This window comes from Mycolicibacterium austroafricanum, from assembly GCF_902705885.1.
In the GTDB taxonomy this organism is placed as follows: Bacteria; Actinomycetota; Actinomycetes; order Mycobacteriales; family Mycobacteriaceae; genus Mycobacterium; species Mycobacterium vanbaalenii_A.
Genome location: NZ_CACSIP010000067.1, coordinates 159,900 through 184,877, shown reverse-complemented (window position 1 = coordinate 184,877; position 24,978 = coordinate 159,900). Strand labels below are relative to the sequence as shown.

Sequence of the window (24,978 nt, the reverse complement as noted above, 5' to 3'; positions counted from 1 at the left end):
GCAGAGGGCGGCGATGAGCGCTCGCGCGAAGAGCAGAGGGCCGCGATGATCGTCGTGGTCGGCATCGGCGCCGACGGCATGTCCGGGCTGGCTCCCGGGTCGCGCGCCGAACTGGCCAGGGCGACGGTGGTCTACGGCTCGCCGCGCCAACTCGACCTGCTCGACGGCAGTGTGTCGGCGGTCAGGCGGCCCTGGCCGTCGCCGATGCTGCCCGCGCTGCGCACCCTGCTCAAGGATGTCGACGCGGATGTCCATGTGGTCGCCAGCGGAGATCCGCTGCTGCACGGTGTCGGGAGCACGTTGATCCGGGAGTACGGCGCCGAACGGGTCGCGGTGCTCCCGCACGTGTCGTCGGTGACGCTGGCGTGCTCACGCGTCGGATGGTCGGTGCAGGACACCGAGGTGATCAGCCTCGTGACCTCAGATCCGTCCCGCGCGGTGCGGCGCGGCGGCCAGGCCGTGGTGCTGTCCCGCGACCGGTCGAGTCCGGGGGCGCTGGCAGGGCTGCTGACCGACTCCGGGCGCGGTGACTCGGAGCTGACCGTGCTCGAGCAGCTCGGAGGTCCGAGGGAACTGAGACGCACGTCGACGGCACGGGAGTGGGCGAATCGGCCGCCGGGCGATGTGGACGACCTCAACGTGATGGCGGTGAAGTACCTGCCCGACGACCGTCGGTACGCGACACTGCCCGACGACATGTTCGCCCACGACGGGCAGCTCACCAAGCAGGCCATCCGCGCGGCCACGCTGGCGGCGCTGGCGCCACGGCCGGGAGAGCTGCTGTGGGACGTCGGGGCCGGCTCGGGAAGCATCGCGATCGAGTGGTGCCGCAGCGGACCGGGTTGTCGTGCCCTGGCATTCGAACGCGACGACACCCGCCGTTCCCGAATCGTCCTCAACGCCGCCGCATTCGGTGTACCCGTGAACACAGCGGCGGGCGCACCGGAGTCGTTCGAATCCGCTGAGCTGCCCACGGTGATCTTCGTCGGCGGCGGAGTCAGTCAGCCAGGCCTGATCGACGCGTGCTGGGCGAAGCTCCCCGCCGGGGGACGGCTGGTCGCCAACGCGGTGACCGTGGAGTCCGAATCGATACTGGCGCAGTGGTTTTCCCGTGTCGGCGGCGAGCTGCGGCGGTTCCAGCACTACCGCGGCGAACCGGTCGGTTCGTTCACCGGCTGGCGCGCGGCGATGCCGGTGACCCAGTGGTCGGCGATCAAGCCGACTGATAGGACCTGATCAGCTCGATCGCCCCGAGTTCGCGGATCGCACGGCATCCGCGGTGCAGCATCGTCAGGATCATCTCGTCGCCACGCTCGGTGGACGAGGCGAACGCGTAACCCAGGCTGGTGAGCAGTGGCGCCTGCAGGACCCCGAGACGGTAGTCGTTCCAGCATGTTTCGCTGTCGTAGTCGGTCACGCCGTAGCCGAGCAGCGCTGCGTGGTAACGCTCGACCAGGTCGCGCTCGACCGTCGGCCGGACCTCGGGCAACAGGCTCGTCGCCGTGAAGTACGCCAGGTCGCGGGCCGGCAGACCGAGTCCGACGGTCTGCCAGTCGACGACGGTGACACGGGTCCGATCCGGATCGAACAGCAGGTTGTCGAGTCGGTAGTCGCCGTGCATCAGCGAGAACCGGTCCGGCTCCGCGAGCAGCCACGGTGTCACCAGGCTCATCGCGGTGGTCAGGGTGTTGCGATCCTCGTCGCTGACCGAGCCGCCGAGTTTGTCCAGTGTGATGTCTGCGGCCATGACGGCGATGTCGCCGAGTCCCTTGGCGGCGTCGGCGTCTCCGGGCTTGGGCATGACGATCGACGGCAGGTCGAACCAGCGCCGGTCACCCCAGCTCGGTCCGTGCAGACCGGCGAGTGCCTCGACGGCCAGCGTCGCCTCGGCGTGGCTGCAGCCGGCGATCTGGTCGCCTTGGACGGCGGGTGCCATGTCGGCCAGTAGGAGCACGAAATCTGCTCCATCGGAGGAGATCTCGCTGTGGAAGCAACCCGGCACCGGGATCGCGACGTTGGCGGTGATCGCCGAGTAGAACTCGACCTCGGAGAGGTACCCGAGCGCCACCCGCTCGCGCACAGCGTCATCCTGGGCGGGGAGCTTCACGGCGAAGGTGGCCGGCGGCGGCCCCGCCGATCCGGCGGCGTCGGCATAGGTGGCGCTGACCCGGTAGGTGGCACCGGTCTGCCCGGTACCGATGGCCGTGACCTCGACACCGCAGACGTCGGCGCCCAGCACCGAGCCCAGCCAGTCGGGGGTAATGTCGGCCGGATTACGGGGGATGGTCACGATGTGGCCCTCTTCTGGTCTGCGGAAGTCCGCGCTTGCCCCGTCACATCGACGTGGCCGTAGATCGTGCGCAACCAGACGGCTTCGGCGCCCTCGCTGAGCTGTTGTCGGCTGAGCCTGCCGCCGATCGTGTAGCGCTCGAGCAGTCGGTCGTTGAACTCCAGCAGCATGGCGGCGATCACCTCCGCCGGTGGGCCGTCGGGTGCGCGTCCGCCATCCCGCTCGGCGGTGATCATCGCCGCGACGGCGGGGACGAACGTTTCCCGGGCGTCGTCCCACACCTGACGGATCGCCGGGTTGGTGGTCCTGGCGTCGAGCATCGCCTGCAACAGGTAGCGATGGTGCTCGACGGTGTCGAGCAGCGCCTCCACCATTGCGCGAATCCGCCATCGCGGCGGCTCCGCGGTTCCGGTCAGTATGTCACTGGCGACGAAACCGTCGTCGTACATCGGCTCCAGCAGCGCGGCCACGGCAGCGGCCTTGTTCTCGAAGTAGAAGTAGAACGCCGAGCGGGTGACCCCGGCGCGCTTGGTGACATCGGCGATGTTGACGCCGTCGAAGCCGTATTCGCGCAGGTGATGGTCCAGCGACTCCAGGATCGCGCTACGCCGCAGATCGCTCTTTTGTGGCTGGCGCCGGTCGGTCGGCGACCGCACCGGTAGTCCTCGCTGCACGCGCGACATTAACCCGCAGTTCTGACGACTGTCAACGATGTGCGACGGGCGTCAAATGTGCGGGTAGTAGCGCGGAGTGAACACCCGGTCGATGCCACCTTCGCCTGCGGAATACCACTGCGTCTGCGAGGAACCGACGATGAGCAGGCACCTCATGTCGACGTCGGCCTGGTCGAGGTCGGCCAACCGGACCACCCTGACGGTTTCGCCCGGACCCGCGACGTCGCGGCCGATGACCACGGGTGTGCCGGGGTCGCGATGTTCGAGCAGAAGGTCCCGCATCGCTGTGACCTGCCAGGTGCGGGTCTTCGACGCCGGGTTGTAGATGGCCAGCACCATGTCGGCCGTGGCCGCCGCGGTCAGACGCGCCGCGATGACATCCCAGGGCTTGAGGCGATCGGACAGCGAGATGACCGCGTAGTCGTGGCCGAGTGGTGCGCCCACCCGGCTGGCGACTGCCTGAGCGGCCGTCATCGCGGGGATCACCCGCACCGTGACGCTGGGCCACTGCTTGGCTTCCTCGAGCACCGCGGTGGCCATCGCGAACACCCCGGGATCCCCGGACGACACAACCGCGACCGAATGGCCCTGCTCGGCCAACTCGCACGCCAGCCGAGCGCGCGCAGGTTCGTCGGTGTTGTCGCTGGGATGCCTGCGCTGGCCCTCGCGTACCCCGAGGCGGTCCAGATAGGGGCCGTAACCGATCAGGTCGGTGGCGGCGGCCAGCTCGTGCCGGCTCTGCGGTGTCATCCACTCGACGTCGCCGGGCCCCAACCCGACCACCGCGACGCTTCCGGTGGCCGCGGTGGTGTGTTGGCGACCGGCGAGCATCGCGAGCGCGAAGTACGGAACCGACGCGTCGTCCACCTCGTCGGCCGGCAGCACGCGTTGCCTCTCGGTGCTGGCGCGCTCGACGTAATAGGCCTCGTCCAGCCGTCCGGAGGCTGAAAGTGCTTTCCGCACAGCGGGATACGAGCGACCGAGCTTCAGGATGACGGCGGCGTCGGTGTCGCTGATTCGACGCTGGAGTTCGTCGGCGGGCAGCGTTCCGGGCAGGATGGTCAGCACCTGGTCTCCCTGCACCAGGGGAGTGGCCACCGCGGCCGAGGCCGCGCTGACCGACGTCACGCCGGGAACGATCACCGCATCGAACCGTTCGGTGAGGCGGGTGTGCATGTGCATGTAGGAGCTGTAGAACAGCGGATCACCCTCGGCCAGCAGGGCGACGTCGCGGCCGGCGGCCAGGTGCGCTGCGATGCGTTCGGCGGCCTCGCGGTAGAAGTCCTCCATCGCGCCTGCGTAACCGCCGGGATGGTCGGATGTCTCGGTGGTCACCGGGTACACCAGGTGTTCCTCGATCTGGCCGGATCGGAGGTAGGGCTCGGCGATCGACCGGGCGATGCTGCGCCCGTGCCGCGCACTGTGGTAGGCGACGACGTCGGCAGACCCGATGACCCTGGCTGCCTTGACGGTCACCAGTTCCGGATCGCCGGGTCCGAGGCCGACACCCCACAGGGTCCCCAGTGTCCCGCTGCGGCTGCTCATTCGGCTTCGGCCGCAATCGCATTCACGGCGGCGGCAGCCATCGCGCTGCCACCGCGCCGACCGGTCACCACCAGGTAGGACATCCCCCGCGGGCTGTCGATCAGCTCCTGTTTCGACTGGGCCGAGCCGACGAACCCGACCGGGCCGCCGAGCACCGCCGCCGGTACGGGGGCGCCGTCGTCGAGGAGTTCGAGGAGCCGGAACAGCGCAGTGGGTGCGTTCCCGATCGCGAGTACCGCGTTGTCGAGGCGGTCGGCCCACAGGTCCACCCCGGCTGCGGAGCGGGTGGTGCCGAGTCGGTCGGCCAGCTGGGGCGCTCTCGGGTCGGCGACCAGCGACACCACCTCGTTGTCCGCCGGTAGCCGCGACCGGGTGATCCCGGCGGCGACCATCGAGGAGTCACACAGGACCGGGGCACCACCTGCGAGTGCGTTGTGGGCCCGGGTGACGACGTCGGGGGAGAAGGCCACGTGCTCGGCAACGTCGATCTGGCCGCAGGTGTGGATCAGCCGGACGACCACCCGCGCGACATCGCCGGGGAACCTGGACAGGTCCGCCTCGTCGCGGATCATCGCGAACGACTGTCGATAGATCTCACCGGCGTCGCGGATGTAGTCGAGCACCCGCTCACCCTACGGGTGGGCGCTTCGCGGTCGGTAGCCGTCTCCGGTCGCGATCAGGAGCTCACCGTGGCCCGGGTTGCCGCAGGCGCGTTCGCAGCCGACGAAGTGCCGGTGGACCCCGGTGGCAGCCCCGTCGAAGGCGGCCGCCGCGGCATCGGCACGGACGTCGGCCAACGAGCGTTCACAGCCGGGGCGTCCCGTGCACGCCGACAGTGACAGCCACGGCGAGTTCTCGTCGAACACCAGCCCTCTGGGGGCGAGCACCCGCAGCGCCACGTCGGCGACGCCCGCGTCGAGGTCGAAGAGCAGCACCGAACGCCACGGCGTGATCGCCATCGGCGCGTCAACTGCCGCGAGGTACCGAACCAGTTCGGCGTCGAGCACTCCGAGTGGTGCGCTCGCACCCAAGGTGATCCGCTCGTCGCCCTGCACGATCCAGCCGACGGGTGGACGGGTGGTCGCGGACCATGTCGCGCCGGGCGGTGCTGTCGGGGTCAGGCCGCCGAGCAGCGGCGACGGGTCGTCGAGTTCGGCCACCCGCCAGCACTTTCCGCGGATCTCGGTGAACACCCCGGCGATGGCGAGGAGAGCGGGGACGGCGTCGGCGAGGGTCAGCCGGACACCGGTGTCGCGTCCGGCGAGAAGGAGAGCCGCGGTGGTGTCATCAACGACGTGGATGCCCGCATCGGCTCCGAGACCGGAGATGTCGCCGCGTCCGTCGTCGATCCCGAACAGGAATCGTCCCGGCAGGTCGCTCAGCACCGGATCCTGCTGCACCGCCGAGTCCAGATCGGCGACGAGTCCACGAACGTCGCAGATACCTGCATGCCGACCCGACAATGGTGAGGCCACGATGTTGCGGACCCGCTCATGGGTCGGTGAGGGCAGCAGACCTGCATCGGCGAGCAGTGCGGCGACGGCGGCGGTGTCCCGGACCCCCCGGATCTGCAGGTTGCCCCGCGAGGTGAGTTCCACGGTGGAGGAGCCGAAATCGATGGCGGCCTGTGCCACCGCCTCCATCTGGGAGGCGGCGATCATCCCGCCCGGCAACCGGATTCGCGCCAGCTCCCCGTCGGCCGCGCTGTGCGTCTGCAGTGCACCGGGGCAGGCATCGACGTCCCGGGTCCTGTCCATCGGTCCACGGTACCCAGCCCTGTGCGGCCGCAGATTACGGCGCCGGCGCTGAACGAATGTGATCGCCGTCACATAATCGACGCTGTGGTTCCGTGCCGCACACCTCGGCCATTCTCGCTGTTACCGGCGGTACCGTCTTGCTTACTGAACCCGTGTCAAACAACGGGCTTCGTGAAAGGAATGACGATGCTTGCGACGATCATCTTTGCGGCGGTCATATTCCTGCTCGTAGCGGCCATCGGAATGCCCTACAAGCAGACGTGGTACGGCCGCTGGAACCCGCACCGCTGAGCTGCGGGCGGTCGGCGCCGCGAGATCGCCGTCGTGGTCACCTCCGTCAGGTTAGTCGCCTCGCCCTGTAGACCATGCGGTACGAATGGAGCGTGGCTCACTTGCCCTCGGAGGGCCGTTCCCCCCATACGATCCTGTTGCTGTCGACCTCGGACACCGACCTCATCGCCGCGCGAGCCTCCGGGGCCGCCTACCGGTGGGCCAACCCGTCGCGGCTGGTCGACGGTGAGCTCGCCGAGCTGCTCGCCGATGCGCAGGCGGTGGTGGTCCGGATCCTCGGTGGGTACCGCGCGTGGCAGGACGGCATCGATCAGGTCGTTGCGGCGGGCATTCCCGCAGTGGTGATCAGCGGTGAGCAGGCGCCCGACGCCGACTTGATGAGCCACTCGACAGCCCCGGCCGGCGTGGCGTTGGAGACACACGTGTACTTCGCGCAGGGCGGCATCGAGAACGTGGTGAACCTGCATTCGTTCCTGTCCGACACGGTGTTGATGACCGGCGTCGGGTTCGAGCCTCCGGTCAGCACTCCGACGTGGGGTGTGCTGGAGTGTCCTGCCGGCCACACCGCCGGTGGTGACGGCCCGACGGTCGCGGTGCTGTTCTACCGCGCGCAGTACCTAGCCGGTAACACCGAGTACGTCGGCGCGTTGTGCCATGCGATCGACGCGGCCGGTGGCCGTCCGCTCGCGATCTACTGTGCGTCGCTGCGCACCCCGGAGCCCGAACTTCTGGAACTGCTCGGTACCGCCGACGCGTTGATCACCACTGTGCTGGCGGCCGGGGGAGCGATTCCCGCCACGGTCGGCGCGGGAGGCACCGACGATCAGTGGAACGTCGCGCATCTGGCGGCGCTGGACGTGCCCATCCTGCAGGGGTTGTGCCTGACGTCGTCGCGGAAAGACTGGCATTCCAATGACGACGGGATGAGCCCGCTCGACGTCGCCACGCAGGTGGCCGTACCGGAGTTCGACGGTCGCATCGTCACGGTTCCCTTCTCGTTCAAAGAGATCGACGACGAGGGCCTGATCTCCTACGTTCCCGACCCGGAGCGCTGCGCCCGGGTCGCGGGGCTCGCCGTGCGGCATGCCCGGCTACGCCGCATCACCGCCGCCGACAAACGGGTGGCGATGGTGTTCTCCGCCTACCCCACCAAGCACGCGCGCATCGGCAACGCCGTCGGGTTGGACACTCCCGCAAGCGCGGTCGCCCTGCTGCGTGCCATGCGGCAGGCCGGCTACGACATCGGTGAAGTGCCTGGAGTCGACGCCGGCGACGGTGATGCGCTGGTGCACGCACTGATCGAGCGTGGCGGGCAGGATCAGGACTGGCTGACCGACGGGCAACTGGTCGGAAACCCGATCCGGTTGTCCGCCAAGGAGTATCGCGAGTGGTTCGCCACGCTGCCCTCCGAGTTGACCGACGCGATGGTCGAGCACTGGGGTCCACCGCCGGGCGAGCTGTTCGTCGACCGCAGCCGCGACCCTGACGGTGAGATCGTCATCGCGGCGATGCTGTCGGGAAACGTCGTGATACTCGTGCAACCCCCGCGCGGCTTCGGCGAGAACCCCGTCGCCATCTACCATGACCCGGATCTGCCACCCAGCCACCACTATCTCGCGGCATACCGCTGGCTGGACAAGGGTTTCGGTGCTGATGCCGTTGTGCACCTCGGCAAGCACGGCAACCTCGAGTGGCTGCCCGGCAAAACTCTGGGCATGTCTGCGGCATGCGGATCCGATGCCGCGCTCGGCGACCTGCCGCTGATCTATCCGTTCCTGGTCAACGACCCCGGTGAGGGCACGCAGGCGAAACGTCGTGCGCATGCAGTCCTCGTGGACCACCTCATTCCGCCGATGGCCCGTGCCGAGAGCTACGGTGACATCGCCCGGCTCGAGCAGCTCCTCGACGAGCACTCGAACATCTCGACACTCGATCCGTCGAAGCTGCCCGCGATCCGTCAGCAGATCTGGACGCTGATGCGGGCGGCCAAGATGGATCACGACCTGGGACTGGAGGATCGTCCCGACGAGGATGTCTTCGACGACATGCTGCTGCACGTCGATGGATGGCTGTGCGAGATCAAGGATGTGCAGATTCGCGACGGCCTGCACATCCTCGGGCAAGCGCCAGACGGTTCCGTCGAGCTCGACCTGGTGTTGGCGATCCTGCGCGCCCGACAGTTGTTCGGCGGCGAGCAGTCGGTGCCCGGTCTGCGTCAGGCGCTGGGGCTTGCCGAGGACGGCTCGGACATCCGGGGCGCGGTCGACCTCGCCGAGGAGCAGGCGCGTGGCCTGGTGGCCGCCCTGCAGGAAACGGGCTGGGATCCCGCGCAGGCCGAGGCGCTCACGGACGACGTCGACGTCGCCGCCGTGCTGCGCTTCGCCGCAACGGAGGTCGTACCGCGGCTGCGCCAGACCGACGGAGAGATCAGCCAGATCCTGCGGGCGCTCGAGGGACGCTTCATCGAGGCGGGGCCGTCGGGTTCACCGCTGCGTGGTCTGGTCAACGTACTTCCGACCGGGCGCAACTTCTACTCCGTAGACCCGAAGGCGGTGCCGTCCCGGCTGGCGTGGGAAACCGGTGTGGCACTGGCCGACTCGCTACTCGAGCGGTACCACGCCGATCACGGGCAGTGGCCTCAGTCGGTCGGACTCTCGGTCTGGGGCACGTCGGCGATGCGAACCTCGGGTGATGACATCGCCGAAGTCCTTGCGTTACTGGGTGTTCGACCGGTGTGGGATGAGGCCTCGCGGCGGGTCGTCGACCTCGAGACCATCTCCCTGGCTGAGCTCGGCCGGCCGCGCATCGATGTCACCGTCCGGATCTCGGGCTTCTTCCGCGACGCCTTCCCGCACGTGGTCACCATGCTCGACGACGCCGTCGCTTTGGTCGCGGGCCTCGACGAGCCTGCCGAGCAGAACTACGTCCGCGCCCACAGCGAGGTCGATCTCGCCGAGCACGGCGACCAGCGACGAGCCACCACACGAATTTTCGGCTCCAAGCCCGGTACCTACGGCGCCGGTCTGCTGCAGCTCATGGACAGCCGGAACTGGCGCGACGACGCCGACCTCGCGCAGGTGTACACCGCGTGGGGAGGGTTCGCCTATGGGCGCGGGCTGGACGGCGCCCCCGCCACCGATGACATGAACCGGGCGTACCGCCGGATCGCGGTGGCCGCCAAGAACACCGATACCCGCGAGCACGACATCGCCGACTCCGACGACTACTTCCAGTACCACGGCGGCATGATCGCCACGGTGCGAGCGTTGACGGGCAAGGACCCGGCCGCCTACATCGGCGACAACACCCGCCCGGAGTCGGTGCGGACCCGGACGCTGTCGGAGGAGACCACGCGAGTCTTCCGCGCCCGGGTGGTGAATCCGCGTTGGATGAACGCGATGCGGCGGCACGGGTACAAGGGCGCGTTCGAGATGGCCGCCACCGTCGACTACCTCTTCGGCTACGACGCCACCGCCGGGGTGATGGCCGACTGGATGTACGAGCGGCTGGCCGGCGAATACGTCCTCGACCCGGAGAACCGCAAGTTCATGGACGAATCCAATCCCTGGGCGCTGCACGGCATGGCTGAACGGCTGCTCGAAGCCGCGAATCGGGGGATGTGGGCCGAGCCCGATGCGGCGACCATCGACGGTTTGAGACAGGTACTGCTCGAGACCGAAGGTGACCTCGAAGGCTGACCAGACCTGTCGGTGGGGTGGTGTAGTTTGGGTTTCATGTTCGAACGTGTGTTCGATGTGGATGTGGCCGCTGGTGAGGCTGAGCTGCGCGCGCAGGTCGAGCAGCTCGAGCGGTTGAAGTCGGTGGCGGCGGCGGCCCAGGCGAGGGTGACGGCGTTGTGGGCGGCCAAACGCCGCGCTGCGGAGCAGGCTGCTGGGGTGCCGGTGCGGCGGCGTGGGAAGGGGTTGGCGTCGGAGGTGGCGTTGGCCCGTCGGGAGTCCCCGTCGTGCGGGAATCGGCATCTGGGGTTCGCTCAGGCGTTGGTGCACGAGATGCCGCACACCCTGGCCGCGCTGGAATCCGGGGTGCTTTCGGAGTGGCGGGCCACCCTGATCGTCAAACAATCGGCCTGCCTGTCGATCGAGCATCGCCGGGAGTTGGACGCCGAGCTGTGCGCCGACACCTCGCGTCTGTCCGGGTGGGGCAATCACCAGGTCGAAGCCGAAGCCAAGAAGATCGCTGCCCGCCTGGATGCGGCGGCGGTGGTGGCCCGCTCGGCCAAAGCCGCCGCTGATCGTGGGGTGTGGATCCGCCCGGCCCCGGACACCATGACCTACGTGACGTTCCTGCTGCCCGTGGCGCAGGGGGTCGCGATGTACGCCGCGTTGAAGCGGGAAGCCGACGTCACCTGTGATGGGCGGTCGCGGGGTCAGGTGATGGCTGATGCCGCCTATGAGCGGATCACCGGGCGCCCGGCCACCAAGCCGGTGCCGGTGGCATTGAACATGGTGATGGCCGACACCACCCTGGCCGGTGACGACACCGAACCGGCGTGGCTGGACGGGTTTGGTCCTATCCCGGCCGGGCTGGCGTGCAAGCTGACCGGCGACGCCGCCACCGACACCAAGGTGAAGGCGACGCTGCGCCGGCTGTATCGCCACCCGAGCTCGGGGCAGTTGGTGGCGATGGAATCGCGGGCGAGGATCTTCCCCAAAGCGCTGGCACGATTCCTGCAACTGCGCGACCAGCGCTGCCGGACCCCGTACTGCGATGCCCCGATCCGGCACTGCGACCACGCCACCCCGGTCCGTGACGGCGGCCCGACCAGCGCACTCAACGGCCTCGGTGACTGCGAGGCCTGCAACTACGCCAAAGAAGCCCCCGGCTGGCAGGTCAGCACCACCGATATCGACGGGGAACACCACGCCGAATACCGCACCCCCACCGGCGCGGTCTACCACTCCACCGCCCCACCACTACCCGGACCACCAGTACGCCGACGACTCAGCCTCATCGAAGGCCAACTCAGCATCGACCTCGTCACCTTCGACGCTGCCTGACGCCGCTCCGCCCGACATCGGACCGCGTTTACATTGTTTGCCTACCTATACGGGGGTTGTCGAGTATCAGTTTGCCAACCCGTTTTCCTCAAAACACCATACTGCGCCCTATGGATAGTTTGACGCCCGAATTCCATGTAATTTTTTTGGACGCGAGTACCCATTTTGTTCACGGTTTCGACACGACGAGGGCGCGTCCGGTGGCTGGCAATCTACGTTCTGACGCGTCCGCGCGGGGCTTAGCCAACATCTGCTGACAGCGCCACGACAGTGCAGTTAGACAAGCTATTACTGTCAACGTCGTGGACAAAGTTCGCTTTGCTCTCAGGTTCGGGACCGATTGGGTGCCTGTTTCCGCGACTGGTGGCGTCGATTGCCTTGACGGTCAGCTGCTGCTGGTGTTTCATTGCCTTTCGTGCTCGTAAATATTGTTCCGTGATGGGAACGAGATGTGGCGAGCGGCGGCATTCATGCATCAAGGATTGGACAGGAGTGCGTTGCTGATGGGCTACGGACGATTTGTGGGACGTGTTGGAGCATTAGCTGTGGCGCTCGGAGTCGGGCTGGCAGCTCCTGCAGTGGCGGCGGCCGATCCGGCGGATGACACCAGCGCCAGTGAGTCGAGTGCCGACTCCACAGGCTCGGGTACCGAAACCCGAGACGCGGACACCACGCGCGCCGACTCAAGCGATGGCACATCGTCAGACGACGACGCCGATGATGTGGCCGCCGATGAAGCCGAAGCCGAAGCCGAAGCCGAAGCCGAAGCCGAAGTCGACGCTCAAGCCGAAGCCGAACTCGACGCTCAAGCCGAAGCCGAACTCGACGCCGATGAAGCCGAAGCCGAAGCCGCCGAGTCGGGTTCCGGAGAGGACCTGGACACCGACGTCGATCTGCCGGAATCCGAGGACTCTAGCCATACCGACGACGACGCCGCACAGGAAGATTCGGAGGCGCCGGCCGAAGCTCCGGCATCGGCCGACGTGGACCGGGTCGCTGGGTCGCGCTCTGACAACGACCCGATCGAGGTGACAGTCCCGGCGGCCATCGAACCGGTCCGCATTGTCGATGACGCTCCCGCATCGAGTGGGCAGCGCTCAGCGCCGCCCGACACCGGCACCGCTGCCGTCCAGTCCGATGCAGGTGAGGAATCGAATGCGGCCGTTGCAGATTCGGCGCCTCCGAGCGCACCGGCCGAGGCAGCCCCGCAATCGGCCGCCGTCCCGACCGGTCTGGGTGGAATCGTGTCGAAGTTCCTCGCGGTCCTGGGGATAGGGCCTGCGGCCTCCAGCGGCGGCGCGCCACTGCCCTCGTTCGAATTCGTGACCGCGGTCTTCGGCGCGATCCGCCGCGAGATGGACAGGCTGTTCTCCAACGACGGCCCGACCGCGGCCCTGGCGCTGTCCGGTCAGACCGACACGGGCACCGTCTCCGGCGCACTGAATGCCTCGGACCCCGAGGGTGATCCGCTGACCTACACGGTGGTCGAGGCGCCCTCTCGTGGCAGCGTCGTGGTCGACAGCGCAGGCAACTTCACCTACACCGCCGACCCGGAACTGGTGACCGAGGGCGGTACCGACTCGTTCGTCATCCAGGTGCGTGATGTCGGTTTTCATCTGATCTCGACCAGTCCCACCAGAACCCGGGTGCCGGTGACGGTGGCACTGACCCCCGCCGAGGCGTCGGCGGTCACCGAACAGAAACTCGCACCGGCAGCGGAGTCATCCACGTTCTTCGCCGCCGCAGCCGTCAGCGCGACCACGACCGGCACCGTCTACCACGTCACCACAACCGGACCGGACATCGTGGGTTTCGACCCTTCCCAGGACAAGCTGGACCTCGGTGACGTCTCGGTGCACAACTTCATCGTCGTCGACACCGCAGACGGTGTGGGCTTTCGCAATCCATGGTCGGGAGAGACGGCGATCGTCCAAGGTGTGTCGCTCGGCCAGCTCACCGTCGACAGCTTCACGCCGGTCATCAACGACCATCTGCGCCAGGATCTTTCAGGTGCGCTGGCGTGGGAACAAGGGGTCGTCGCCCAGCCCAACACCGTCTACGCGCGCTCCCACGAGATCGGGCAGATCGACCGGGTGGCCTTCGATCCAGCGAGCGACGTCGTCGACTTCCGCCACTACGGCACCCGCGAACAGCTCTACATGGTCGACACTCCGGAAGGCGTTGTCATCTCCAACGCCGGCACCGGTCAGGCTCTGATCTTGCAGGGCGTCACCACTGGCGAACTCACTGCCCGCCATTTTGTGTTCCACAACGCGCAGGTTCGTGAAGACCGGCTGCACCTGCAGCTGGGCATCGGCACGGTGCCCGACTCGCAGGTCCTGCCCCAGGGCGTGCCGGTGGCCGGCACCGACAACTGGCCCACCACCGCAGGCAACGGCACGCCGCCGGCCGGCGAGACCGGCACCACCACAACCATTTCCTGGGACTACGGCACCAGCACGTCGCTCGATTTCGATCCGGCGGTCGACAAGCTCGACTTCGGCTGGTTCAAGGCGCACGAGTTCGACGTCGCGGAGCTCAACGGCTCGACCAACATCGCGATCGTCAACAACAACCAGAGCTACACGCTCGTCGGTGTCGCCCTCGGTGAGCTCAAGACCAGCAACATCATCGCGCTCGACGAGAGCGCGAGCACGAAGTGGCGCAACCTCATCTACAACGCCGTGCCACCGGTCTCGTCGCCGAGTCTGTCGATCAGCGACGCCAGTGCCTCCGAAGGCGATGCGGGCAGCACACCCCTGACATTCACGATCAGCCTGTCCCAGACATCCACCGAAACCGTGACGGTCAGCTACAGCACCAGCAACGTCACCGCGTCCGCCGCAGGTTCGGACTACACCCCGACCGTCGGCACCCTGACCTTCGCTCCCGGCGAGACGTCGAAAGCGGTCCAGGTAGCGGTGCTCGGCGACACCATGGTCGAACTCGACGAGCAGTTCACGCTGAATCTCTCGTCTGCGGTCAACGCGACGATCGCCGATGGCACCGGGACGGGCACCATCGTCAACGACGACGTCGACGCAACGCCGGCCACCCCGCCCGCCGTCTCGATCTCCGACCTCGCGGTCGCCGAAGGCAACGGTGAGCACAGCCATTTCATGTTCGTCGTGTCACTGGACAAGGCGTCGACCGAAACGGTGACGGTGCAGTACGCGACCTCTGACGGCACCGCGATCGCCGGCAGCGACTACGCCGCGACCTCCGGGACGATCACGTTCACTCCCGGAGTGACATCACAGCTGGTCCACGTCGACGTGCTGCCGGACACCACCGCCGAGGCTGACGAGACCTTCACGGTCACGTTGTCCAATCCGACCGGTGCCACCATCGCCGACGGCGTGGCTGCCGGGACCATCGTCGACGACGATGCCGACACGGGTCTCGGCTCCGGTCTCAACTCCGGCAATCCCGGCGACGAGCTGTGGGGGGAAGCCTATTTCGCGCCCTACGTCGACATGGCGGGGTGGCCGGTGCCGGACCTGCTGGCCATTGCCCAGGAACGCGGTACGTCACTGCTGACACTCGGGTTCCTGCAGGCCACACCGGACGGCAAGCTCGCATGGGCCGGCCTGCCGGTCCTGGCGCCGGACTCCGACTTCGAACAGGCGCAGGCGATCAACCAGTCCATCGCGGCGTTGCAGGCCGCCGGCGGTGACGTGATGATCTCGCTGGGCGGCGCGTCGGGCACCAGCCTGGCGCAGTGGTACGCCAGCCGGGGGCTCGGGGCCCAGGAACTCGCCGACGCCTACGTCGACATCGCCGACACGTACTCGCTCAACCGCATCGACTTCGACATCGAGGGCGCGGCGGTGGCGGACCCGACGTCGGTCGCGCTCCGCAGCCAGGCGCTCACGCTGCTGCAGCAGGCCAGGCCCGATCTGGAGATCTGGTACACGCTGCCGGTGCTGCCCAGCGGTCTGACTGCGGACGGGCTGAGCGTGGTGCGAGCGGCGGTCAACGCCGGGGTGAAACTCGACGGCGTCAACGTGATGGCGATGGACTACGGCGAATCCGCGGCACCCACCAGCGGGCCCAACGCAAAGACCATGGGCGCGTATGCGATCGACGCCGCGGAGGCGACGTATGCCCAGCTGACATCGCTGTACGGCGAGTTCGGCCAGCAGTTCGGCTGGAACCAGCTCGGTGTCACGCCGATGATCGGCGTCAACGACGTCACCACCGAGGTGTTCACCGTCGCCGATGCGCAGGCGCTCGAGGACTTCGCCCGAAGCACCGGCCTCGGCATGCTCTCGATGTGGTCGGTTGCCCGGGACAACCCGGGAAGCCTCGGTCAGGCCACCCCGTCGGCGTCCGGGCTCGACGTCGCCGCCGGAAGTTTCGGCAACGTGTTCAACGACTATGGCACCACCAACGTCGTCAGCGGCCCGCCGCCGACGATCTCCATCGCCGATCTGACGGTCGTTGAGGGCGACGGCGAGCACACCCACTTCATGTTCGTCGTGACGCTGAACAAGGCGGCGACCGAAACGGTGACGGTGTCCTATGTGACGTCGGACGGCACGGCGCTGGCCGGAAGTGACTACGCCGCCGCGTCGGGCACGATCGAGTTCGCGCCGGGGGTGACGTCACGGACGGTTCACGTCGACGTTCTGGGGGACACCACGGCCGAGGGCGCCGAGACGTTCGTCGTGACGCTGTCGAGCCCGACCGGGGCGACCATCGCCGACGGCACGGCCGTCGGCACCATCACCGACGACGATGCTGCCACGCCCACACCCGGTGCGGGGTCTGTCACCTTTGTCGTGCGGGACGACTGGGGCTCGGGGTTCGTCGCCGATGTGGCCGTGACCGCAGGTTCCGCCGGGATCGACGGCTGGACAGTGGAATTCGACTCCCCGGCGCAGATCAGCAACATCTGGAACGCCGAGATCGTCAGCCACGTCGGCACCCGCTACGTGGTACGCAACGCCTCCTGGAACGCCAAGGTCGGCGCTGGTCAAACCGTGCAGTTCGGCTTCCAGGCAAGCCCGGGAGGTGCTACGGCGACGGCCACCGACTTCGTCATCAACGGTGCGCCCACCGGCGGTCAAGACCCCGCTCCGGTGCTGCCGAAGGTGTCGGTCGCCGATGCGGCCGTGGTCGAGTCCGACAGCGGCACCAAGAACCTGACATTTGTGGTGACGTTGGACAAGGCGGCGACGGCGCCGGTGAGCATCGCGTACGCGACCGCGAACGGCACCGCTTCAGCCGGCAGCGATTTCACTGCTGCCTCCGGGGTGCTGACGTTCGCCGCCGGAGTGGTGTCCCAGCAGGTCGACGTGGTCATCGCGGGGGATACCGCGGTGGAGACGGACGAGACCTTCACCCTGACGCTGTCGAACCCCAACGGGGTGACGATCGCCGACGGATCCGCCGTCGGCACCATCACCAACGACGACGTGGCCACCCCGACTCCCGGGAACTCATCGGCTACCTTTGTGGTGAACGACAACTGGGGATCCGGATTCACCGGGGCGGTCACCGTCACCGCGGGCCCCTCGGGGCTGGACGGCTGGACGGTGGAGTTCGACTCCCCGGCGCAGATCAGCAACATCTGGAACGCCCAGATCGTCAGCCGGGTCGGAGACCACTACGTCATCCGCAATGAGTCCTACAACGCCGAGGTGGCCGCCGGCCAGACGGTCAGCTTCGGCTTCCAGGCATCCCCGGGTGGCGGTTCGGCCACGGCGACCAACTTCGTGGTCAACGGCCAACCTGCCGGCGGCACGCAGCCGCCGACTGTGTCGGTCGCCGATGCGGCCGCTGTCGAATCCGACAGTGGCACAAGTGATATGACGTTCGTTGTGACGCTGTCGCAGGCAGCGACCAGCCCAGTCACGGTCGCCTACACCACCACCAACGGCACCGCGACTGCCGGCGTGGACTACACCGCGACCACCGGGGTGCTCACCTTCGCTCCGGGGGTGCTGGCCCAGCAGGTCCGGATCGCGATCGCCGGTGACACCACCGTCGAAGGCGACGAGACCTTCACGTTGACGCTGTCGAATCCCAGCGGCGCCACCGTCGCCGACGGCACCGCCGTCGGCACCATCACCAACGACGACGTGGCCGATCCCGCGAACCTGACGCTGAGCATCTCCGATGCCTCCGTGGTCGAAGGCGAGCCCGGCACCGGGGTCGCCCCCGGTTGGTTCAGCACCTCGGGTAACCAGATCGTCGACTCCGCGGGCAACCCGGTGCAGATCGCCGGCATCAACTGGTTCGGGCTCGAAAGCGACATCTTCACCCCGCACGGACTTTGGACCCGCAACTACCAGGAGATGATGGACCAGATGGTGGCGCTGGACTTCAACACCATCCGGCTTCCGTACTCCAGCGAGATGCTGCACACCACCAAGGCGCCCAGCGGCATCGACTTCCACAAGAACCCCGACCTGGCAGGCCTTTCAGCGCTGCAGATCATGGACAAGATCGTCGACTACGCCGGTGAGATCGGGATGCGCGTCATCCTCGACCACCACCGCAGCAACGCCGGCGCCGGTGCCAGCGAGAACGGCCTCTGGTACAACGCTCAATACACCGACGCGCAGTGGGTCGCCGACTGGCAGTTCCTGGCGCAGCGTTACGGAGACGATCCCACCGTGATCGGTGCCGACCTGCACAACGAGCCGCACAACGGCACCTGGGGAGGCGGGGGAGTCAACGACTGGGCGGCTGCTGCCGAGCGGGCCGGAAACGCCATCCTCGACGTGAACCCCAACTGGCTGATGTTCGTCGAGGGCGTCGCGGTCTACGAGGGCCAGTCGTATTGGTGGGGCGGCAATCTCATGGGTGTCAAGGACCGGCCGATCGTGCTCGACGTGCCCGACCGGGTCGTCTACTCGCCGCACGACTACCCGAACTCGGTCTACAACCAGCCGTGGTTCCAGAGTGCGGACTTCGGCGAGGCCCTGCCCGACAAGTTCGAGCAGATGTGGGGCTACATCTACGAGCAGAACATCGCTCCGATCTACCTCGGGGAGTTCGGCACCAGGCTCACCGACCCCAAGGACGTCATCTGGTACGAGGCGATCACCTCCTACCTCTCCGGAGATTTCGACAACGACGGAACCATCGACATCGCCGAAGGCACCGAGGACCTGTCCTGGACGTTCTGGTCGTGGAACCCCAACTCCACCGATACCGGCGGCATTCTGGCCGACGACTGGAACACCGTCAACGAGAACAAGATGGCCTACCTGGAGTCCATCCAGTTCGACTTCGACGAGGCGGCCGCAGGTGTGTTGGTGAACTTCGTGGTGACGTTGGCCGAACCCTCGGCCGAATCCGTGACGGTGCAGTACGCAACGTCGGACGGCACGGCGACGGCCGGTGGCGACTACGGCGGGGCCGCCGGCGCCCTGACGTTCGCGCCGGGCGAGACCAGCAAGACCATCAGCGTGGTGGTGTTCGGTGACACGGTGCTCGAAGGCGACGAGAGCTTCCTGGTCACGCTGTCCAACCCGTCGGGAGCGGCCATCGCCGACGCCACCGGCACCGGCACGATCATCGACCGCACCGAGGTGTGACTGCGCCGGCCGTCGTTCGGTTCAGCGGCCGGGGCGGTAGCGACGCTCCGGCCGGCCGACACCGTACTGCAGACGGAGTTCCACCGCGCCGGTGCTGAGGAAGTGTTCGAGATAGCGTCTCGCGCTCACCCGCGAGATGCCCACCAGCTCAGCACATTCCGCGGCCGATACCTCACCGGCGTTGCGGACGGCGGAGATCACCAGCTCACCGGTCTCCGCACCGAGTCCCTTGGGAAGGGTCTTGGTCACCGACGGGCCGCCAAAAAGTGAGTCGATCAACGACTGGTCGGCGCCGCCCGCGGTCTCCAGGGCATCCGCGCGGGTGGCGAAAGCCGCCAGCTTGGCCTGCAACTGGGTGAACTCGAACGGTTTGATCAGATAGTCGGCCGCGCCGCCGTCCAGTGCCCCGCTGACGGTGTCGAGTTCGCGGGCTGCGGTGATCATGATGACGCCCACGCGGTCGCCGGTGGAACGTAACCGCTGCAACACGTCCAGGCCGGTCATGTCCGGCAGATAGACATCGAGCAGGATCAGTGCAGGCCGTAGTTCCCGCGCCGCAGTGAGGGCCTCCGCGCCGGTACGGGCCACTCCGACGGCGCGGAATCCGTCGACCTGATCGACGAAGCGGCGGTGGATCTCCGCGACCATGAAGTCGTCGTCCACGACCAGCACGTCACGCATGGCTGTCCACCGACGGGGTCAGCCGCACCAGGAACTGTGCACCGCCGTCGGGCGCATCCTGGACCTCGACACTGCCGCCGTGCTGCGCGGTGACCAGGCGCACCAGCGCCAGGCCGATGCCCCGGCCGCCGGGCACCTCCGGCTTCGAGGTGACGCCACGGGCGAAGATGGCCTCCCGCAACTCTTCGGGGACGCCGGGTCCCGAATCGCGCACCGAGATCGCCAGCCCGTCCCGATCCTCGATCGTCACGGTGACGTTGGCGTCCACGGATCCGACCGAGACCTCCACCGCGTTGTCGATGAGGTTGCCCAGCAGGGTGATCACGTCCGTGGCCAGGGCCGGGTCCAGGGGCGCCAGGTGAGATTCGTGATCCAACTCCAGTGTCACCCCGCTCTCGGCCGCGAGCGAGGTCTTGGCGATCAGCAGGGCCGCCACCGCAGGATCGGAGATCCGGCGGGTGACCGCATCACTGATCTCTGCGCGCCGGCGTGTCAAGGTGCCCACCAGATCACGGACAGAATCGTACTCACCGAGCTGCACCAACCCCGAAATCGTGTGCAGTTGGTTGGCGAACTCATGGGTCTGCGCGCGCAACGTGTCGGTCACGCTCTTGTGCGAGGACAGCTGTCCCTGTAGAGCTGCGAGCTCGGTGCTGTCACGCATCGTGGTCACCGTGCCGATCCGCTGCCCCTGGCTGGTGGCGGCCCGGCGGCTCAACGCCAACAGCTTTGTCCGGGTGGCGATCACGACGTCACGGCCCTCCTCGTCGGACAGCAGGAACGACACCACTGCGGGGTCGAGGCCGACGCTGTCCACCCGGCGCCCCACCGCCGCGTCGGTGACGGCGAGCAGCTCCTGGGCGCTGTCGTTGAGGACTGTGATCTCACCGTCGTTGTTCACTGCGATCACACCTTCACGAATGCTGTGCAGCAAGGCCTCCCGGTGGTCGGCCAGGTTCGCGATCTCGGCGACCTCCAAACCGCGGGTGTGTTTCTTGATCCGCCGGGACAGCAGCCACGATGCGATCATGCCGAGGGCCGCGCCCAATCCCAGGTAGATCAGCAGGCGTTCGCCGGCGCCGCTGAGCAGGTCCCATACCGAGGGGTAGGCCTCACTGACCGAGGCCACGGCCAGGACGTCGCCGTCACCGGACAGGATCGGCACCTGACCGACGAGGCTGTGGGTGCCGTCGATATCGGCGTCGCCGAACCAGGCTCTGCCCTCGTCGGCGCGGCTCGGTCCCAGATCCATCCGCGCGCCGACGCGTGCCGGTTCCGAGGACGCGCGCACCGTTCCGTCGGGTCCGAGGATCTCGGCGAGCGTGGCCCCCGACAGTGCCACCGCCCGGTCTACCTCCGGAGCCAGGGTCCGCGCCGCGAACGGATCGGCCGGAGCCTGCTCACTGCGATCCCGCACGATCGGCGTCGACGCCATGTTCTCCGCGACGGCGATCATCCGCTGCCCTCTGACCTCGCGGAACTCCCGGGTGGACTGAGCCACAGAGACGGCAGCCACCGCGACCAGAACCACCGCCACCACCACCAGCTGAAACCCCAGGAACTGCCCGGCCAGGCTGCGTCCCCGCAGCAGACCGGCCGCCGCCGACGAGATGTTCTTAATGTTCAATACTTCCTTTGCGTCCACATCAGTGACCTGAGTCACGGTCGGGGTTCAGTATTGCTGAGCATCACATCCAAGTGATTGGGGACGACATGTTCAGATCGAGCGGCGGCGGGCGGGTGTCCGGCGTGACCGTCGGCGCGATCATCGCCGTGATCGCTTCGCTGCTGCTCTCGGCCTGCGGGGTGACCCGCGGCGACGAGACCGGCTTGCACAGGTTGCGCATGATGGTGCCCAACAGTCCGGGCGGCGGCTACGACCTCACCGCGCGAACCGCGGTCAAGATCATGGAAGACGAAGAGATCACCGGGCGAGTCGAGGTGTTCAACGTCATCGGGGCCGGCGGCACGGTCGCCATGGCCCGATTGATGAACGAGCGCGGCAACGGCAACTTGATGATGATGATGGGCCTCGGCGTCGTCGGTGCCACCTACACCAACGGATCGAAAGCTCGCGCCTCGGATGCCACCGCGCTGGCGAAGATCGTCGAGGAGCAGGAGGGGATCCTGGTCCCGGCCGATTCGCCGTTCCAGACCGTGGACGACTTCGTCACGGCGTGGAAAGCCGACCCGGCCAATGTCACGATCGGCGGAGGGTCGAGTCCCGGTGGCCCCGATCATCTGTTCCCGATGGAGACGGCCAGGGCCGTCGGCGTCGACCCCACCAAGGTCAACTTCGTCTCCTACGACGGCGGCGGTGACCTGCTGACCGCACTGCTCGGCAACAAGATCGCCGCGGGCACCTCGGGCCTGGGTGAATACGTCGACCAGATCGAGTCGGGACAGGTGCGGGTCCTCGCCGTGTCCGGCGAGGAGCGGGTGGAGGGCGTCGACGCACCGACCCTGACCGAGGCCGGCATCGATCTCACCTTCACCAACTGGCGGGGAATCCTTGCGCCGCCAGGCATCTCGGACGAAGACCGCCGGGCGATGGTCGACATTCTCGAAGAATTGCACGCCACAGAGGCCTGGAAAGAGGCGTTGGTGAAGAACGGATGGAGTGATGCCTTCATGACCGGACAGGCGTTCGAGGACTTCCTCACCGAGCAGGACGAACGTGTCGAGACGACCCTGACGGATCTGGGGCTGGTATGAGCACCGACATGGACGACGCGGCCACGGTCGCCACCCGCGAGCGGCCCGATTATGCGCAGTACATCGTGTGCGCGGTGATGGTCGCCGCGGGCGTGTTCCTCGTCTACGACGCCATGTCGATGCCCGGCGGCTACGCCGAGGTGGATCCCGTTGGGCCACGGTTTTTTCCGATCACCATCGGGGTGGGATTGTTGGTGATGGCCGTCGTGCTGGCGGTCGCGATACCGCGGGGCTACAAGGGCGAGGCCGACGCGGGCGAGGACATCGATCCGGACATGCCGAGCGACTGGCGCACGGTCGGACTGCTGGTCGGTCTGTTCGTCGGCCTCATCGTCCTGGTCGTCCCGTTGGGCTGGGCGATCACCAGCGCACTGTTCTTCGCCGGATGCGCGACGGTGTTGGGCAGCAAGCATTACCTGCGCAACATCGCGATCGGTGCGGTGCTGGCCCTCGCGAGCTTCTACGCGTTCTACTCCGGGCTCGGAATCCCGCTGCCCGCAGGCATCTTGGATGGGATTCTGTAGATGGAGAATTTCGACTGGCTCCTGCAGGGGTTCGCCGAGGCCGCCACCCCGACGAACCTGATGTACGCCGTGATCGGCGTGCTGCTCGGCACCGCGGTCGGTGTGCTGCCCGGCATCGGCCCGGCCATGACGGTGGCGCTGCTGCTGCCGATCACCTACAACGTCAGCCCGAGCGCGGCTTTCATCATGTTCGCGGGCATCTTCTACGGCGGCATGTACGGCGGGTCGACGACGTCGATTCTGCTCAACACACCGGGGGAGTCATCGTCGGTGATCACCGCCCTCGAGGGCAACAAGATGGCAAAGGCCGGTCGAGCGGCCCAGGCGTTGGCCACCGCCGCCATCGGGTCGTTCGTCGCCGGCGCCATCGGCACCACGATGCTCGCAGCGTTCGCACCCGCGATCTCCCGATTCGCCGTCACCCTCGGCGCGCCGTCCTACCTGGCGATCATGCTCTTTGCGCTGGTCGCCGTCACGGCGGTTCTGGGGTCGTCGAAGATGCGCGGGGTGATCTCGCTGCTCCTCGGCCTGGCGATCGGTGTCGTCGGCATCGACTCGCTGACCGGGCAGCCGCGCGCCACCTTCGGTGTCCCGCTGCTCAGTGACGGCATCGACATCGTGGTGATCGCGGTGGCCGTCTTCGCGCTCGGCGAGGCGCTGTGGGTGGCCGCGCATCTGCGGCGGCGCCCGGCACAGGTCATCCCGGTCGGCCGGCCCTGGATGGGCAAGGAGGACTGGAAGCGCTCCTGGAAGCCTTGGCTGCGCGGCACCGCCTACGGGTTCCCGTTCGGCGCGCTGCCCGCCGGTGGTGCGGAGTTGCCGACGTTCCTGAGCTACATCACGGAGAAGAAGCTCACCAAGCACCCCGAGGAGTTCGGCCACGGAGCCATCGAGGGCGTCGCAGGCCCCGAAGCCGCTAACAATGCTTCTGCCGCAGGAACTCTGGTGCCGATGCTGTCACTGGGATTGCCGACCAACGCGACCGCGGCGGTGATCCTGACAGCGTTCGTGTCCTACGGGATCCAGCCCGGCCCGACGCTGTTCGACAGCGAACCGCTGCTGATCTGGACATTGATCGCGAGCCTGTTCATCGGCAACTTCCTGCTGCTGGTGCTGAACCTGCCGCTGGCGCCGGTGTGGGCCAAGCTGCTGCGCACACCGCGACCGTACCTGTACGCGGGCATCCTGTTCTTCGCCGCTCTCGGCGCGTTCGCGGTGAACCTGCAACCACTGGATCTGGTCCTGCTGCTGGTGTTCGGGCTGATGGGCCTGATGATGCGTCGCTTCGGACTTCCGGTGTTGCCGTTGATCATCGGCGTCATCCTGGGGCCGCGCATCGAACGGCAGCTACGGCAGAGCCTGCAGCTCGGCGGCGGCGACTGGGTGTCGCTGTTCAAGGAGCCGGTCGCGATCGGCACCTACTTGATCATGGCGCTGCTGCTGTTGGCGCCGTTGATTCTGAAGCTGATGAACCGCAGTGAGGAAAGCCTGTTGATCGTCGAGGACGACAGAGACCAGAAGCAGAAGGCAGGCCGGCTGTGATAGTCATCGGGTACACGGCGGACAGCTTCGGCCATGCCGCGCTGGAGTACGGCATCGCCGAGGCGAAGTTGCGCGACACCAGCGTGTTGGTCATCAACGCGACCTCCGGGGAGTCCTATGTCGACTCCCGGTTCGCCGGGGCGCCCGAAGTGCACGACGTCGAGGCACGGCTGGCGCAGTGCGGCGTGGAGTTCGAACTCGTCCAGCCAGTCGGCGTCGACGCCGCCGACGAGTTGCTCGCCGCCATGGGTCGTGAGGAGGCGCAACTTCTGGTCGTCGGCATCCGGCACCGCAGCCCCGTCGGCAAGCTGTTGCTCGGCAGCGTCGCGCAGAAGCTGATCCTGGAGTGCCCGAAGCCTGTTCTGGCGGTCAAGCCACCGGAGGCGTGAGC

General features: G+C 67.5%; 15 protein-coding genes. 8 read left to right on the top strand and 7 right to left on the bottom strand.

Going from position 1 to position 24,978, the window contains the following annotated elements; all coding sequences use genetic code 11:
- Positions 1-45 precede the first annotated feature (45 nt).
- Positions 46-1,236, top strand: coding sequence for a precorrin-6y C5,15-methyltransferase (decarboxylating) subunit CbiE (gene cbiE / locus BEMPMBAN_RS30700; protein WP_159235227.1), 1,191 nt, complete (start codon positions 46-48; stop codon positions 1,234-1,236).
- Here cbiE and BEMPMBAN_RS30695 read toward each other — a convergent pair.
- The 5 genes from BEMPMBAN_RS30695 to cobG form a co-directional block, all read right to left on the bottom strand.
- Entirely contained in the window at positions 1,214-2,290 is a 1,077-nt protein-coding gene (locus BEMPMBAN_RS30695) for a phosphotransferase family protein (protein WP_159235226.1), read from the bottom strand. The genes cbiE and BEMPMBAN_RS30695 overlap by 23 nt on opposite strands.
- Positions 2,287-2,946: a TetR/AcrR family transcriptional regulator gene (locus BEMPMBAN_RS30690; RefSeq protein WP_159235225.1), complete on the bottom strand. Its 660-nt coding sequence runs from the start codon at positions 2,944-2,946 to the stop codon at positions 2,287-2,289. Before BEMPMBAN_RS30690 ends, BEMPMBAN_RS30695 begins: the two co-directional genes overlap by 4 nt.
- A gap of 69 nt (positions 2,947-3,015) precedes the next feature.
- Positions 3,016-4,509: a precorrin-2 C(20)-methyltransferase gene (locus tag BEMPMBAN_RS30685; protein WP_159235224.1), complete on the bottom strand. Its 1,494-nt coding sequence runs from the start codon at positions 4,507-4,509 to the stop codon at positions 3,016-3,018.
- Entirely contained in the window at positions 4,506-5,132 is a 627-nt protein-coding gene (locus BEMPMBAN_RS30680; RefSeq protein WP_159235223.1) for a precorrin-8X methylmutase, read from the bottom strand. The genes BEMPMBAN_RS30685 and BEMPMBAN_RS30680 overlap by 4 nt, the downstream gene beginning before the upstream one ends.
- Positions 5,133-5,141: 9 nt before the next feature.
- Positions 5,142-6,266, bottom strand: a complete 1,125-nt coding sequence (gene cobG / locus BEMPMBAN_RS30675; protein ID WP_159235222.1) for a precorrin-3B synthase — start codon at positions 6,264-6,266, stop codon at positions 5,142-5,144.
- A 365-nt stretch (positions 6,267-6,631) separates the two neighbouring features.
- On the opposite strand from cobG, the gene cobN reads away from it, so the two are divergent.
- The 3 genes from cobN to BEMPMBAN_RS30660 all read left to right on the top strand — a co-directional run bounded on the left by cobN (position 6,632) and on the right by BEMPMBAN_RS30660 (position 19,125).
- On the top strand, positions 6,632-10,255 hold the full coding sequence (cobN, locus tag BEMPMBAN_RS30670; RefSeq protein ID WP_159235221.1) for a cobaltochelatase subunit CobN: 3,624 nt from the start codon (positions 6,632-6,634) through the stop codon (positions 10,253-10,255).
- Positions 10,256-10,291: 36 nt separating this feature from the next.
- Positions 10,292-11,575, top strand: coding sequence for a DUF222 domain-containing protein (locus BEMPMBAN_RS30665; RefSeq protein WP_159235220.1), 1,284 nt, complete (start codon positions 10,292-10,294; stop codon positions 11,573-11,575).
- Positions 11,576-12,120: 545 nt separating this feature from the next.
- Positions 12,121-19,125 (top strand): Calx-beta domain-containing protein, encoded by a 7,005-nt coding sequence (locus BEMPMBAN_RS30660; protein ID WP_234897782.1) that lies wholly within the window; start codon positions 12,121-12,123, stop codon positions 19,123-19,125.
- 21 nt (positions 19,126-19,146) lie between these two features.
- Here BEMPMBAN_RS30660 and BEMPMBAN_RS30655 read toward each other — a convergent pair whose 3' ends face one another.
- Both BEMPMBAN_RS30655 and BEMPMBAN_RS30650 read right to left on the bottom strand, forming a co-directional pair.
- Positions 19,147-19,806: a response regulator gene (locus BEMPMBAN_RS30655; RefSeq protein ID WP_159235218.1), complete on the bottom strand. Its 660-nt coding sequence runs from the start codon at positions 19,804-19,806 to the stop codon at positions 19,147-19,149.
- Entirely contained in the window at positions 19,799-21,433 is a 1,635-nt protein-coding gene (locus BEMPMBAN_RS30650; protein ID WP_200846173.1) for a sensor histidine kinase, read from the bottom strand. The genes BEMPMBAN_RS30655 and BEMPMBAN_RS30650 overlap by 8 nt, the downstream gene beginning before the upstream one ends.
- Positions 21,434-21,519: 86 nt before the next feature.
- Between BEMPMBAN_RS30650 and BEMPMBAN_RS30645 the strand changes: the two genes are divergently transcribed.
- Genes BEMPMBAN_RS30645 through BEMPMBAN_RS30630 form a run of 4 tightly spaced genes read left to right on the top strand, consistent with a single transcriptional unit; the run spans position 21,520 to position 24,976 of the window.
- Positions 21,520-22,521 carry a Bug family tripartite tricarboxylate transporter substrate binding protein gene (locus BEMPMBAN_RS30645; RefSeq protein ID WP_159235217.1) on the top strand — a complete coding sequence of 334 codons (1,002 nt, stop codon included), beginning with the start codon at positions 21,520-21,522 and terminating at the stop codon, positions 22,519-22,521.
- Complete coding sequence (locus BEMPMBAN_RS30640) at positions 22,518-23,045, top strand: tripartite tricarboxylate transporter TctB family protein (protein WP_200846172.1); 528 nt, start codon at positions 22,518-22,520, stop codon at positions 23,043-23,045. The genes BEMPMBAN_RS30645 and BEMPMBAN_RS30640 overlap by 4 nt, the downstream gene beginning before the upstream one ends.
- Positions 23,046-24,587 carry a tripartite tricarboxylate transporter permease gene (locus tag BEMPMBAN_RS30635; RefSeq protein WP_159235216.1) on the top strand — a complete coding sequence of 514 codons (1,542 nt, stop codon included), beginning with the start codon at positions 23,046-23,048 and terminating at the stop codon, positions 24,585-24,587. It abuts the gene before it with no gap.
- Positions 24,584-24,976: a universal stress protein gene (locus tag BEMPMBAN_RS30630; RefSeq protein ID WP_159235215.1), complete on the top strand. Its 393-nt coding sequence runs from the start codon at positions 24,584-24,586 to the stop codon at positions 24,974-24,976. The genes BEMPMBAN_RS30635 and BEMPMBAN_RS30630 overlap by 4 nt, the downstream gene beginning before the upstream one ends.
- Positions 24,977-24,978: the final 2 nt, after the last annotated feature.